This is a genomic window from Dyella lutea (genome assembly GCF_024158035.1).
Taxonomy (GTDB): domain Bacteria; phylum Pseudomonadota; class Gammaproteobacteria; order Xanthomonadales; family Rhodanobacteraceae; genus Dyella_A; species Dyella_A lutea.
Window position 1 is genome coordinate 309,959 of record NZ_JAMZEK010000002.1, and the last position, 13,587, is coordinate 323,545.

Annotated in this window: 12 protein-coding genes and 2 tRNA genes; 12 read left to right on the forward strand and 2 right to left on the reverse strand. The window is 66.9% G+C overall.

What is annotated here, in order from left to right; genetic code table 11:
• Positions 1 to 139 precede the first annotated feature (139 nt).
• The 3 genes from uvrB to NC595_RS08625 all read left to right on the forward strand — a co-directional run bounded on the left by uvrB (position 140) and on the right by NC595_RS08625 (position 2,896).
• Entirely contained in the window at positions 140 to 2,170 is a 2,031-nt protein-coding gene (gene uvrB / locus NC595_RS08615; RefSeq protein WP_253565957.1) for an excinuclease ABC subunit UvrB, read from the forward strand.
• Positions 2,171 to 2,250: 80 nt separating this feature from the next.
• Positions 2,251 to 2,325 (forward strand) — tRNA-Val (locus NC595_RS08620).
• A 121-nt stretch (positions 2,326 to 2,446) separates the two neighbouring features.
• On the forward strand, positions 2,447 to 2,896 hold the full coding sequence (locus tag NC595_RS08625) for a CopD family protein (RefSeq protein ID WP_253565958.1): 450 nt from the start codon (positions 2,447 to 2,449) through the stop codon (positions 2,894 to 2,896).
• A gap of 91 nt (positions 2,897 to 2,987) precedes the next feature.
• Here NC595_RS08625 and NC595_RS08630 read toward each other — a convergent pair whose 3' ends face one another.
• Positions 2,988 to 3,995 (reverse strand): NAD-dependent epimerase, encoded by a 1,008-nt coding sequence (locus tag NC595_RS08630; RefSeq protein ID WP_253565959.1) that lies wholly within the window; start codon positions 3,993 to 3,995, stop codon positions 2,988 to 2,990.
• A 256-nt stretch (positions 3,996 to 4,251) separates the two neighbouring features.
• Here NC595_RS08630 and thrS point away from each other — a divergent pair, with 256 nt between their 5' ends.
• The 9 genes from thrS to NC595_RS08675 all read left to right on the forward strand — a co-directional run bounded on the left by thrS (position 4,252) and on the right by NC595_RS08675 (position 11,866).
• A complete protein-coding gene (thrS, locus tag NC595_RS08635) occupies positions 4,252 to 6,153 on the forward strand; it encodes a threonine--tRNA ligase (RefSeq protein ID WP_253565960.1) in 1,902 nt (633 codons plus the stop codon).
• Between the two features lie 45 nt (positions 6,154 to 6,198).
• Entirely contained in the window at positions 6,199 to 6,726 is a 528-nt protein-coding gene (infC, locus tag NC595_RS08640; RefSeq protein ID WP_343214903.1) for a translation initiation factor IF-3, read from the forward strand.
• Between the two features lie 290 nt (positions 6,727 to 7,016).
• Positions 7,017 to 7,214 carry a 50S ribosomal protein L35 gene (gene rpmI / locus NC595_RS08645; RefSeq protein ID WP_038615747.1) on the forward strand — a complete coding sequence of 66 codons (198 nt, stop codon included), beginning with the start codon at positions 7,017 to 7,019 and terminating at the stop codon, positions 7,212 to 7,214.
• Between the two features lie 15 nt (positions 7,215 to 7,229).
• The gene (gene rplT, locus NC595_RS08650) at positions 7,230 to 7,589 is read left to right on the forward strand and encodes a 50S ribosomal protein L20 (protein ID WP_017463630.1); all 360 of its coding nucleotides are present in this window, start codon (positions 7,230 to 7,232) and stop codon (positions 7,587 to 7,589) included.
• A 103-nt stretch (positions 7,590 to 7,692) separates the two neighbouring features.
• A complete protein-coding gene (gene pheS / locus NC595_RS08655) occupies positions 7,693 to 8,688 on the forward strand; it encodes a phenylalanine--tRNA ligase subunit alpha (protein ID WP_253565961.1) in 996 nt (331 codons plus the stop codon).
• A gap of 21 nt (positions 8,689 to 8,709) precedes the next feature.
• The gene (pheT, locus tag NC595_RS08660; protein ID WP_253565962.1) at positions 8,710 to 11,100 is read left to right on the forward strand and encodes a phenylalanine--tRNA ligase subunit beta; all 2,391 of its coding nucleotides are present in this window, start codon (positions 8,710 to 8,712) and stop codon (positions 11,098 to 11,100) included.
• Position 11,101: 1 nt separating this feature from the next.
• Positions 11,102 to 11,401 (forward strand): integration host factor subunit alpha, encoded by a 300-nt coding sequence (ihfA, locus tag NC595_RS08665; protein WP_017463627.1) that lies wholly within the window; start codon positions 11,102 to 11,104, stop codon positions 11,399 to 11,401.
• Positions 11,382 to 11,738 (forward strand): MerR family transcriptional regulator, encoded by a 357-nt coding sequence (locus NC595_RS08670; RefSeq protein ID WP_017463626.1) that lies wholly within the window; start codon positions 11,382 to 11,384, stop codon positions 11,736 to 11,738. Before ihfA ends, NC595_RS08670 begins: the two co-directional genes overlap by 20 nt.
• 51 nt (positions 11,739 to 11,789) lie before the next feature.
• Positions 11,790 to 11,866, forward strand: a tRNA-Pro gene (locus NC595_RS08675).
• A gap of 61 nt (positions 11,867 to 11,927) precedes the next feature.
• Here NC595_RS08675 and NC595_RS08680 read toward each other — a convergent pair.
• Positions 11,928 to 13,529: a methyl-accepting chemotaxis protein gene (locus tag NC595_RS08680; RefSeq protein WP_253565963.1), complete on the reverse strand. Its 1,602-nt coding sequence runs from the start codon at positions 13,527 to 13,529 to the stop codon at positions 11,928 to 11,930.
• Positions 13,530 to 13,587: the final 58 nt, after the last annotated feature.

Below are 13,587 nucleotides of genomic sequence, written 5' to 3' on the forward strand. Positions count from 1 at the left end.
GGGTGACCTGACAGAGGGTAGGCAACGCATGGCACTGCGCATGCCGTCGCGTCCATGGCGGTTCCGTGGGTGACTGCTGACGCAGGCTGTCAGCAGGGGCGATTTAAAATGCGCGTCGCCGCCCGCATACTGTCAGATCATGACCGAACGATTCGAGCTCGTTTCCCCCTATCAGCCCTCGGGCGATCAGCCGCAGGCGATCGAGCGCCTGAGCGAGGGCTTTGAAGCTGGCCTGGCGGCGCAGACCCTGCTGGGCGTGACCGGGTCGGGCAAGACCTACACCATCGCCAACGTGATCCAGCGGGTGCAGCGGCCGACCATCGTGATGGCGCCGAACAAGACGCTGGCGGCGCAGTTGTACGGCGAGTTCAAGGAGTTCTTCCCGCACAACGCGGTGGAGTACTTCGTCAGCTACTACGACTACTACCAGCCCGAGGCCTACGTGGTGGCCTCGGACACCTTCATCGAGAAGGACGCCTCGATCAATGAGCACATCGAGCAGATGCGGCTGGCGGCGACCAAGGCACTGCTGTCGCGGCGCGATTCGATCATCGTGGCGACGGTGTCGGCGATCTACGGCCTGGGCAACCCGGAGGATTACCTCTCCCTGCGGCTGATTCTCGCCAAGGGCGAACGCATCGAACAACGCCAGCTGATCCGCCAGCTCACCGAGCTGCAGTACAGCCGCAACGAGATGGAGCTGCGCCGCGGCACCTACCGCGTGCGCGGCGAGATCATCGACGTGTTCCCGGCCGAGTCGGAGACCGAGGCGCTGCGCATCGAACTGTTCGACGGCGAGGTGGAGAGCCTGGCGCTGTTCGACCCACTGACCGGCGAGGTGCTGCGCAAGGTTCCTCGCTACACGGTCTACCCGCGGACCCATTACGCCTCGACCCGCGAGAGCGTGCTCAACGCGATCGAGACGATCAAGGTGGAGCTGAAGGAGCGGCTGGATCAGCTCTACGCCGCCAACAAGCTGCTCGAGGCGCAGCGGCTGGACCAGCGCACCCGCTTCGACATCGAGATGATGGCCGAGGTCGGCTATTGCCAGGGCATCGAGAACTATTCGCGCCACCTGACCCGCCGGCTGCCCGGCGAGCCGCCGCCGACCCTGTTCGACTACCTGCCGCCGGATGGCCTGCTGGTGGTCGACGAGTCGCACGTCACCGTTCCCCAGCTCGGCGCGATGTACAAGGGCGACCGCTCGCGCAAGGAAACCCTGGTGGAGTTCGGCTTCCGCTTGCCGTCGGCGATGGACAACCGTCCGCTGCGCTTCGAGGAGTGGGAGCAGCGCGTGCCGCGGGCGATCTACGTGTCGGCGACGCCGCGCGACTACGAGCTGCAGAAGTCCGGCGACGCGGTGGTCGAGCTGGTGGTCCGCCCGACCGGGCTGGTCGATCCGGAAGTGGAGGTGCGGCCGGTGCGCACCCAGGTCGACGATTTGCTCGGCGAGGTGCGCAAGCAGATCGCGCTGGGCGACCGCACCCTGGTCACCACGCTGACCAAGCGCATGGCCGAGAACCTCACCGAATACCTCGCCGAGCACGACATCAAGGTGCGCTATCTGCACTCGGACATCGAGACGGTGGAACGCAGCGAGATCATCCGCGACCTGCGGCTGGGCGAGTTCGACGTGCTGGTGGGCATCAACCTGCTGCGCGAGGGCCTGGACATGCCCGAAGTCTCGCTGGTCGCGGTGCTGGACGCGGACAAGGAGGGCTTTCTGCGCTCCACCGGTTCGCTGATCCAGACCATTGGCCGCGCGGCGCGTAACGTGCGCGGGCGCGCGATCCTCTACGCCGACGAGGTCACCCGCTCGATGCAGGCGGCGATGGATGAGACCGCGCGGCGCCGCGAGAAGCAGATCGCCTGGAACGCGGCCAACGGCATCACCCCGCAGACCGTGGTCAGGCGCATCGCCGACATCATGGAGGGCGCCCGCAGCGAGGCGCCAGGGCGCGGGCGCGGCAAGCGAGGTGCCGGGCGCGACCGCGACAAGGCGGTGGCCGAGCCGGCGGCCGGCTACGAATCGCTCAGCCCGCAGCAGCTGTCGGCGGCGATCAAGCGGCTGGAAGGGCAGATGTACAAGCACGCCCAGAACCTCGAGTTCGAGGAGGCGGCGCGGATCCGCGACCAGATCGGCAAGCTGCGGGAGCAGGCGCTGCGCTAGGAGGGTCGGCCGGTTCGCCAGTGGTTGGGCGCGGCCCTGTTGCGCCGGTTTCTGGCCTTTGGCTATACTTCGCGGCTCTTGGGCGGTTAGCTCAGCGGTAGAGCACTACCTTGACATGGTAGGGGTCACAAGTTCGATCCTTGTACCGCCCACCAAGATGCCGACGGTTCCGGTTCCTGCCGGGGCGGTTGCAGCAAGAACCAGCAAGACGGCGCCGCCCGCGAGGACGGCGCCGTTTTTGTTTGCCCGTTGCCGACGTGTCCCGGAGCCGATGCGATGACCTACCTGTGGATCAAGTCCCTGCACCTGCTGTTCGTGATCGCCTGGATGGCGACGGTGTTCTACCTGCCGCGGATCCTGGTGAACGTGGCGGAGGCGGGGGACGATGCGGCGGTGCGGGCTCGGCTGCACCTGATGGGGCGGCGGCTGTACAAGTTCGGCCACAACATGTTCGGCATCGCCTTCGTGTTCGGCCTCGCGCTCTGGCAGGGCTGGCGGGTGTTTCCGCGGCAGTTGCCGAATGTCGTGGCGGGCATGCACTGGATCGACGCCAAGCTGACCCTGGTGGCCGTGCTGCTGGCCTACTTCATCTGGGCGGGCCGGTTGCTCAAGCGCAGCGAGAAGGGCGGCCCGCTGCCGTCGTCGCGGGCGCTGCGCTGGTTCAACGAGCCGCCGGTGCTGCTGCTGCTGGCGGTGATCTACCTGGTGCTGGCCAAGCCGTTCTAAGCGACTCTGTAGGGGCGCACCCTGTGCGCGAATGCCCTTGCCGGTTCGCCGGTCAGAAGCATTCGCGCACAGGGTGCGCTCCTACCGGCGGTCAGTGGGCGGAATATTCGCGGTACCACGCGACGAACCTGGCCACGCCATCTTCGATGGAAGTACTGGGCGCATAGCCGACATCACGACGCAGCGCGGAAACATCTGCCCAGGTGTCGGGCACGTCGCCCGGCTGCATCGGCAGCAGGCGCTTCTCCACCGTGCGGCCCAGCGCCTGCTCCATCAGCTCGATGAAGCGCAGCAGCTGGACCGGCTGGTCGTTGCCGATGTTGTAGACGCGGTAGGGCGCGGCGGAGATGCCCGGGTTAGGCTGCATCGGGTCGTAGGACGGATCCGGCTGCGCCGGATGGTCGAGGCTGCGGATCACGCCCTCGACAATGTCGTCGATGTAGGTGAAATCGCGGCTGTGATTGCCGAAATTGAACACGTCGATCGGCTCGCCGCGGCTGATTCGGTCGGCGAACAGCATCGGCGACATGTCCGGCCGGCCCCAGGGCCCATAGACGGTGAAGAAGCGCAGGCCGGTGGTCGGCAGGCCGTAGAGATGGCTGTAGGTATGCGCCATCAGCTCGTTGGCCTTCTTGGTCGCTGCGTACAGGCTCACCGGGTGGTCGACGGCGTCCTCCACCGCGAACGGCAGCTTGCGGTTGGCGCCATAGACCGAGCTGGACGAGGCGTACACCAGGTGCTGCACGCCGCCATGCCGGCAGGCTTCAAGGATGTGGCCGAAGCCGACCAGGTTGCTCTGGATGTACGCCTGCGGGTTCTGCAGCGAGTAGCGCACGCCGGCCTGGGCGGCGAGGTTGACCACGCGTTCGGGGCGGAAGTGGGCAAAAGCCTCGTTGACGGCGCCGGCGTCGGCCAGGTCGGCGCGCTGATGGGTGTAGCCCGGGTGCTGCGCGAACTGCGCCAGCCGGGCTTCCTTCAGTGCCGGGTCGTAATAGTCGTTGTGGTTGTCCAGCCCCCAGACCTCGTCGCCGCGGGCGAGCAGGCGCTGCGCCAGGGCGGCGCCGACGAAGCCGGCCGTGCCGGTGACAAGGATGCGCATGCCGCAGGATTCCCGTTCGTGACCTCCACATTGTACCGCTGCGTGCTGCATTCCCCTTGCGGTGGCGATGCCGGTTCGTTTCCGGGTTAGACTAGCGCCCCGTTATCCATCTTCCAGAGACCAAGGTGGCCCGCGCCAAGCGCCGGTCGAGCGTGCGACATGTCCACTACGAGCTCCCAACGCTGACCTTCCGCGCACCTCAAGTCTTCTACGAAAAGGGCTGCGTGCCCTTTTCTGTTCTCTGCGAGAACCTCCCATGATCGAGATCACCCTTCCCGACGGCAGCAAGCGGCCGTTCGAGCATCCCGTCACCGTGCAGGACGTGGCCGCCTCCATCGGCGCCGGCCTGGCCAAGGCCACCCTGGCCGGCAAGGTGGACGACAAGCTGGTCGACGCCAGCCACCTCATCGACCGTGACGCCAGCCTGCAGATCGTCACCGACAAGAGCCCGGAGGCGCTGGAGATCCTGCGCCACTCCACCGCGCACCTGATGGGCCAGGCCGTGCAGCGCCTGTTCCCCGGGGCGCAGGTGACGATCGGCCCGGTGATCGAGAACGGCTTCTACTACGACTTCGCCTACGAGCGGCCCTTCACGCCGGAGGACCTGCCGAAGATCGAGGCGGAGATGCACAAGATCGTCGACGAGCAGCTGGCGGTGACCCGCAGCGTGAAGTCGCGCGACGAGGCGATTGCGTTCTTCCGCGGCCTGGGCGAGGAGTACAAGGCGCAGATCATCGAGTCGATCCCCTCCAACGAGGAGCTGTCGCTGTACTCGCAGGGCGAGTTCACCGACCTGTGCCGCGGGCCGCACGTGCCCAACACCGGCAAGCTGCGCGCGTTCAAGCTGATGAAAGTGGCCGGCGCCTATTGGCGCGGCGATTCCAACAACGCGATGCTCAGCCGCATCTACGGCACCGCCTGGCTCAACGACAAGGACCTGAAGGCCTACCTGCACCAGCTGGAGGAGGCCGAGAAGCGCGACCATCGCAAGATCGGCAAGGCGCTGGACCTGTTCCACCAGCAGGAAGAAGGCCCGGGCATGGTGTTCTGGCACCCCAAGGGCTGGGCGATCTGGCAGCAGGTGGAGCAGTACATGCGTGGCGTCTACCGCAAGAGCGGCTACCAGGAGGTGCGTTGCCCGCAGGTGCTCGACGTGTCGCTGTGGAAGAAGTCAGGCCACTGGGACAACTACGCCGAGAACATGTTCTTCACCGAGTCGGAGAAGCACACCTACGCGCTGAAGCCGATGAACTGCCCGGGCCACGTGCAGATCTTCAACACCACGCTGCACAGCTACCGCGAGCTGCCGATCCGCTACGGCGAGTTCGGCGGCTGCCATCGCAATGAGCCCTCCGGTGCGCTGCACGGGATTATGCGCGTACGCGCGTTCACCCAGGACGACGGCCACATCTTCTGCACGGCCGAGCAGATCGAGTCGGAAGTGACCGCGTTCCACCAGCAGGCGATGCAGGTCTACGGGGACTTCGGTTTCCAGGACATCGCGCTGAAAATCGCGCTGCGTCCGGACAAGCGCATCGGCACCGACGAGGTGTGGGATCGCGCCGAGGCCGCGCTGCGTGCTGCGCTGTCGGCGGCCGGCGTGCAGTGGGAGGAGCTGCCGGGTGAGGGCGCCTTCTACGGCCCGAAGATCGAGTACCACATGAAGGATTCGATCGGCCGTGCCTGGCAGGTCGGCACCATGCAGGTGGACTTCATGATGCCGGAGCGGCTCGGTGCCGAGTACGTCGACGAGCACAGCCAGCGCCAGCATCCGGTAATGCTGCACCGGGCCATCGTCGGCTCGATGGAGCGCTTCATCGGCATCCTGATCGAGCATCACGCCGGGCTGCTGCCGGCCTGGCTGGCGCCGGTGCAGGCGGCGGTGTTCTCGATCACCGACGCCCAGGCTGATTACGTCCGCGAGGTGACGCAAGCCCTTGTCGACAAAGGTTTCCGGGTCGAGGCCGATTTGCGCAACGAAAAGGTCGGCTATAAAATCCGCGAACACACCTTGCAGAAGGTGCCGTACTTGCTTGTCGTGGGTGATCGCGAAAAGGAGGCCGGCGCCGTTTCTGTGCGTACCCGTTCGGGCGAGGATCTGGGCAGCATGCCGCTGGCCGCCTTCGTCGAACACTTGCAGGCCGAGATCGGGCGCTGAGGCGCTCGTTCCGGTCCACTGACACTTCTTCTGGAGGATAGTGGTATCGCTACCACCGACACTAAGGGCAACCGCCGCAACCTTGAAATCCGCGTCCCGCGGGTTCGCGTCATCGGTCCGGATTCCGAGCAGATGGGCATCCTCACGCGTGACGAGGCGCTGCGTGCTGCCGAGGAATTCGGCCTCGACCTGGTCGAGATCCAGCCCAACGGCGACCCACCGGTCTGCCGCATCATGGATTACGGCAAGTTCAAGTTTGAAGCCCAGAAGAAGGCTTCGGCCGCCAAGAAGAAGCAGAAGCAGGTCGAGATCAAGGAAGTGAAGTTCCGCCCGGTCACCGACGTGGGCGACTACCAGATCAAGCTGCGCAACATGCTTCGCTTCCTCGAAGAGGGTGACAAGGTCAAGGTCACCATCCGCTTCCGCGGCCGCGAGATGTCGCACCAGGACCTGGGCCAGAACCTGGCCAAGAAGATCCAGGAAGACGTCGGCGAGAATGGCCAGGTCGAGTCCTTCCCGCGTTTGGAAGGCCGGCAGATGGTCATGATGATCGGACCGAAGAAGAAGCAGTAAGCGTCGGCCGCGGTCGCCGCGCGCCGCGACGCCGTCAGAACGGCCGGGCTTGCCCCGGCCGTTTTCGTGCCTGCAACCCGCCCACGAGGCCGGCCGGGGATATGTCCAGGCGATGCGTGAGGCGCGGCAGCCGCGCCTATGGCAAACCCCACTCGGGACCCGTATAATCGCCGGTTCGACCCACATGGACGGGTCGTGAACCGATGTCGGCAGGACGGAAAGCGTGTCCGCAAGGGCGCCGCCGAATCAGTCAGAAACCGGGTCGCGAGACCCACTCATGGAGCATTCCCATGCCCAAGATCAAGACCAACCGGGCGGCGGCGAAGCGTTTTCGCAAGACCGCATCCGGCAAATTCAAGGCAGGCCACGCGTTCAAGTCGCACATCCTGACCAAGAAGTCGACCAAGCGTAAGCGCGGTCTCCGTGCCACCAACCACGTCAAGGCGTGCGACACCAAGGGTGTGGCTCGCATGTTGCCGTACCTCTAAGGCAGGAGACCTACCATGGCTCGTGTAAAGCGTGGCGTCACCGCCCGTCGTCGTCACAAGAAAATCATCGGCCGCGCCAAGGGCTATTACAACGCCCGCCGCAAGGTCTTCCGCGTTGCCAACCAGGCCGTCATCAAGGCTGGTCAGTACGCCTACATCGGCCGCAAGCAGCGTAAGCGTCAGTTCCGCGCACTGTGGATCGTGCGTATCAACGCCGCTGCGCGTCAGTTCGGCCTGTCCTACAGCCGCCTGATCAATGGCCTGGCCAAGGCCGGCATCACGGTCGACCGCAAGGTGCTGGCTGACATCGCCGTGCACGACATCAAGGCGTTTGGTGCGATCGCAGAGAAGGCGAAGGCCAGTCTGGCCGCTTGATCGTCGAGGCGCTCGCGCGCCGGCGATATGATGTAAAGCAAGCGGGGAGGAGGCCAACGCCTCCTCCCCGTTTTCGTTTGGGGCACTCACCGGAATCGCATTGATGGACGATCTGGACCGCCGCGCCGCGCAGGCGCTGGCCGATATCGAAGGCTCTGCCTCGCTCGACGCGCTCGACGCCCTGCGCGTCGGCCTGCTCGGCAAGAGCGGCATCGTCACCGCCGCGCTGAAGTCGCTCGGTGCGCTGGCCCCGGACGAGCGCAAGGCGCGCGGTGCCGAGGTCAACCGCGTCAAGGAGCAGCTTGCCGACGCGCTGGCTGCGCGCAAGGCGACGCTGGAGCAGGCCGAGCTGGATCGCCGCCTCGCCTCCGAAACCATCGACATTAGCCTGCCAGGGCGCGATGGCGAGCGCGGCGGCATCCATCCGATCACCCGCGCGCTCGAGCGCATCGCATCGATCTTCGCGCGGCTCGGTTACCAGCGCGCCGATGGCCCGGAGATCGAGGATGACTGGCACAACTTCGAGGCGCTGAACTTCCCGCCGCACCACCCGGCGCGCGCCATGCACGACACCTTCTACTTCGGCGACGGACGCCTGCTGCGCACGCACACCTCGCCGGTGCAGGTGCGTTCGATGCAGGGGCGGCAGCCGCCGATTCGCATCATCGCGCCGGGCAAGGTCTACCGCAGCGATTCGGACCAGACCCACTCGCCGATGTTCCACCAGATCGAGGGCCTGCTGGTCGACGAGACCTCCAGCTTCGCCGACCTCAAGGGCACGCTGGCCGAGTTCGTTCGCGCGTTCTTCGAGCGCGACTTCGAGATGCGCTTCCGCCCCAGCTACTTCCCCTTCACCGAGCCCTCGGCCGAGGTGGACATCCGCTGGGAGACCGAGGACGGCCAGAGTCGCTGGCTGGAGGTACTGGGCTGCGGCATGGTGCATCCGAACGTGCTGAAGAACTGCGGCATTGATCCGGAGCGCTACACCGGCTTCGCCTTCGGCTTGGGCGTGGAACGCTTCGCGATGCTGCGCTACGGCGTCTCCGACCTGCGCGCGTTCTTCGAGAACGACCTGCGCTTCCTCAAGCAGTTCGCCTAAACGCGGCAGGAACCGATACGCATGAAATTCTCCGAGAACTGGCTGCGCCACCATGTGCCGACCAAGGCCTCGCGCGACGAACTGTCCGCCACGCTGACCGCGATCGGCCTGGAGGTCGAAGAGGTCACAGCGCTGGGCGACTCGCTCGATGGCGTGATCGTGGCGCGCATTGTCAGCGCGCAGAAGCATCCCGAGGCGGACCGCCTGCAGGTGTGCGAGGTCGACACCGGCAAGGGCCTCGTGCAGATCGTTTGCGGCGCGCCGAATGCACGCACAGGCCTGGTGGCGCCGCTGGCCACCGTGGGCGCCACGCTGCCTGGTGGTATCGCCATCAAGGCGGCCCGGCTGCGTGGCGTCGAGTCGTCCGGCATGCTGTGCTCGGCCAGGGAACTGGGCATCGATGCGGATGCATCAGGCCTGCTCGAGCTGCCGGCCGATGCGCCGGTGGGAACGCCGCTGGCGGACTATCTCGGCCTGCCGGATGCCAGCATCGAGATCAAGCTCACGCCGAATCGCGCCGACTGCTTCAGCGTGCGTGGCATCGCGTTCGATGTTGCCGCTGCGCTGGGCGGCGAGGTGCGCGCGCTTGATGCCGCGGCCGTTCCCGCCGGCAGTGCCACCACGATGGACGTCGCCCTTGCGGCCGGCCCGCGCGTGCCGCGTTTCGCTGGCCGCGTGATCGAAGGCGTCGACGCCCGTGTGGCGACCCCTGTGTGGATGGCCGAGCGCCTGCGTCGCAGCGGGCTGCGTCCGATCAGCTTCCTGGTCGATGTCACGCAATACGTGATGCTGGAACTTGGCCAGCCGATGCATGCCTTCGACAAGGACAAGCTGGAGGGCGGGGTCGTCGTGCGTCCGGCACGCGCGGGCGAATCGCTGAAGCTGCTCGACGGCCGCAGCGTGGAGCTCGATGCCGATTTCCTCGTCGTCGCAGACAGCCAGGCCGGCAATGGCGCGCGGGCCGTGGCGCTGGGCGGCATCATGGGCGGCGCGGATACGCGCGTCACCGACGTCACCCGCAACGTGTTCCTCGAGGCCGCACACTGGATCCCGTCGGCGATCATCGGCCGCAGCCGGCGGCTCGGCATGCACACCGACGCCGGGCACCGCTTCGAGCGCGGCGTCGACCCCAGCCTGCCGCCCATCGCGATCGAGTACGCCACCCGGCTGATCCTCGAGGTGGCCGGCGGCGTGGCCGGTCCCCTGCTCGACGTGACCCTGCCCGGGCATTTGCCCGAGCCGCAGCCGATCGTGTTGCGGCGTGCCCGGCTGCAGCGCGTGCTCGGCCTGACGGTGGCCGACACCGAGGTTACGCGCATCTTCACGGCGCTGGGCATGCGGGTCGAGTCCCTGGCGGAGGGCTGGCAGGTCACCGCACCCAGCCGCCGCTTCGACATCGAGCGCGAGGAGGACCTGATCGAGGAGGTCGCGCGCATCTTCGGTTACGAACATATTCCTACCGCCACGCCGGCTGGTGCCCTGGCACTGGTGGCCGAGCCCGAGGCACGCCTCGGTGAGCTGGCCGTGCGCGAGCAGTTGGCCGCCCGCGGCTACTTCGAGGCGGTGAACCTGTCGTTCGTGCCGGCCGAGCTGCTGGCCCGCTGGGGCTTCGACCGCGATCTGGTGCCGCTGGCCAATCCGCTCTCCGCGGACCTGGCGGTGATGCGGCCCTCGCTGCTGCCGGGGCTGATCGAGGCCCTGCGGCACAACCGTGCCCGTCAGCAGGATCGCGTGCGCCTGTTCGAGCTGGCCCGCGTGTTCGCCGCCGGCGATCCGCCGGTGGAGACGCCGAGCCTGGGGATCGCCGCCTGTGGCAGCGCGCGCGCCGAGCAGTGGGGCGAGCCGGGCCGCCCGTTCGATTTCTTCGACTTGAAGGGCGAGCTGGATGCCCTGGTTGCCTGGGGCGGCGAGACACAGCGCTGGAGCATTCACGCGGACGGCCTGCCCGGCTGGCTGCATCCGGGGCGGGGTGCGCGGGTCGCCCGCGACGGCGCGACGGTCGGTTACCTCGGCGCCCTGCATCCGCAGCTGGCCAGGGCGCTGGACCTGGGCCCCGACGTGCATGTCCTGGAGCTGGCACTGGAGCCGCTGCTGGCCCGTCGCTTGCCGCATGCCTCGGCGGTGGCGCGCTTCCCGGCGGTGCGTCGGGATATCGCCCTGGATCTGCCCGAAGCGGTCGCCTGGTCACAGATCGAGCAGGTGGTCCGTGCCACCCTCGGCGGGCTGCTGCGGGAGGTCCGGCTGTTCGACCGGTACAGCGGCAAGGGGGTCGAAGCCGGCCGAAAGAGTCTCGCTATGGGCTTGATTTTGCAGGACGCTTCACGCACGCTTACCGACGACGACGCGGACCGCTGCGTACGTGATGCGGTCTCTGCGTTGGAGAAGTCATGCAAGGCAAGGTTGCGGGGTTGAAATGGCGCTGACCAAGGCGGAAATGGCCGAGCGCCTGTTCCTCGAGGTGGGCCTCAACAAGCGTGAGGCGAAGGAGTTCGTGGACGCCTACTTCGAGGTGGTCCGCGAAGCGTTGGAAAAGGGGGAGCAGGTCAAGCTGTCCGGTTTCGGCAACTTCGACCTGCGCATGAAGAACCAGCGTCCGGGACGCAACCCGAAGACGGGCGAAGAGATTCCGATCTCCGCCCGCCGGGTCGTGACGTTCCGTCCGGGTCAGAAACTCAAGGTGCGGGTCGAGGGCTATGCTGGACCAAGGGAATAACACCGAGCTTCCAGCCATCCCGGCCAAGCGCTATTTCACCATCGGTGAGGTCAGCGACCTGTGCGGGGTGAAGCCGCACGTCCTGCGCTACTGGGAGCAGGAGTTTCCTGCCCTCAATCCGGTCAAGCGCCGGGGCAACCGCCGCTACTACCAGCGCCACGACGTGCTGATGATCCGCCAGATCCGCTCCCTGCTTTACGACGAGGGCTTCACCATTACCGGTGCGCGCGCTCGTCTGGAAGGTCCGCAGGCGCGGATGGAGGCCAGCATGTCCCACCAGATCGTGCGCCAGGTGCGCATGGAGCTGGAGGAGATTCTCGGCCTGCTGCGCCGCTAGGCTTCCGGGAGTTGCCGGCAAGCTGCTAGACTTGCCGACTTGTTTGATCGTCGGGGCGTAGCGCAGCCTGGTAGCGCATCTGCCTGGGGGGCAGAGGGTCGTCGGTTCGAATCCGGCCGCCCCGACCAATCAACCGCTTCATGAAGACGGCGCCCCTCGGGCGCCGTTTCCGTTTCCGTGGATCGACCCTCAGGCGGCCTTTGCCAGTCCGCCATGGTCCTGGACCCTGAAGAACGCCACGCTGTCGACCAGCGAGCGGGCACGCTGCTGGACCGCATCCGCGGCGGCGGCGGCCTCTTCGACCAGGGCTGCGTTGCTCTGGGTGACCTCGTCCATCTGGCTGATCGCGCGGTTGACCTGCTGGATGCCTGCCGCCTGCTCCTGGCTCTGCGAGGCGATCGCGCCGACCGTATCGACCACCTGCCCGACGCTGTCCAGCAGCCGGCCTACCATCGACTCGGCCTGCCCGATCATCCGGCTGCCCCCGCCGATGATGTCCACCGACTCCTCGATCAGGGCCTTGATCTCGTCGGATGCCGAGCGCGAACTGCGGGCCAGCGCCTGTACTTCGGACGCGACCACGCTGAAGCCCTTGCCCGCCTCGCCGGCGCGGGCGGCCTCGACGGAGGCATTTAGGGCCAGGATGTGGGTCTGGCTGGCGATGCGGGTCATCGTTGCGGTGATCTCGGCGATCCTGTCGGCCACGCCCTGCACGCGGGCCATGGCGTCGACCGCCTCGGTCATTGCCATGCCGCTCTGGCGCGCGATGTCCGAGGCGGAAGCCGCGATCTGGCTCGCCTCCCGGGCCCGCAGCGCATTCGCATTCACGCTGCCGGTAAATTCCTGCATCGACGCGGTGGTCTCTTCCAGTGCGGCGGCCTGCTCGCTGGTGCGCGCAGAGAGATCCTGGTTGCCACTGGCAATCTGCCGGGTCGATGCGGAGATTTCGTTCGAGCCCTTGCGGATCGTGCCCACGACGCCCGACAGCTGCTCGACCATGCGATCCAGTGCCGCCAGCAGCTGGCCGGTCTCGTCGCGGGTGGTCGCTTCGATCTGCATGCTCAAGTCGCCTTCGGCGACCGCCTCGGCCAGCTTCACGGCACGCCCGATCGGCGCGGTGATGCTGTACGCCAGCAGCCAGATCAGCACGGCACAGGCGACCAGCGCGCAAAGCACGACCATGGCCAGCAGCCGGGCGGCGCTGCGATAGGCGTCCTCGCTCTGGGCGTCAATGCGGCGGCTCGCCGCCGTAGCTGCGGTCTTCATGCCGTTGACCAGCGCGTCGATCGCATCGGTGGGCGGTCGGTCCATGCCTTTGACCAGGCCATCGACCACATGCACGCTTTCCGGCTTGCGGTCGTCGTAATGCTGCAAGGCATCCTCGTAGCGCTTCTGCAGCTCGCCGTGTGTGGCCAGGGCGGCATCGACGCCCCGGGTGTCCAGGTCGAGCGCGGCCATCCGTTTCTTCAGCGATGCCAGATCGGCGTCCACGCGGTCGCTTTGGGCGGTGAACTCGCCGTGGTACTTGGTGAAAGCGGCCGGATCGTTGCCGCGCAGCAGCGTGTCCTTCCAGTTCTGCACCTGCTTCTTGAAATCCACCTGGGCCACACGGGCCGTATCGACCGCAGCGGCGAAGGCCGCGGCGGTCCTGGCGGAGTCCTGCTGCAGGGTGTGGGTCCGGACCAGGCCACGCCAGCCACCGATGCCGACCAGGGCGGTGGCGATCAGCATGATCAGGCCAAGCAGGCTCAGTCGTACGGCGATACGGAGGTCGCGAAAGCGGAAACGCATGGGGAGATCGCAGGAAAGCGGGGGAGACGGCCTATCGGCATGCGTCGCCCCGGGCTTG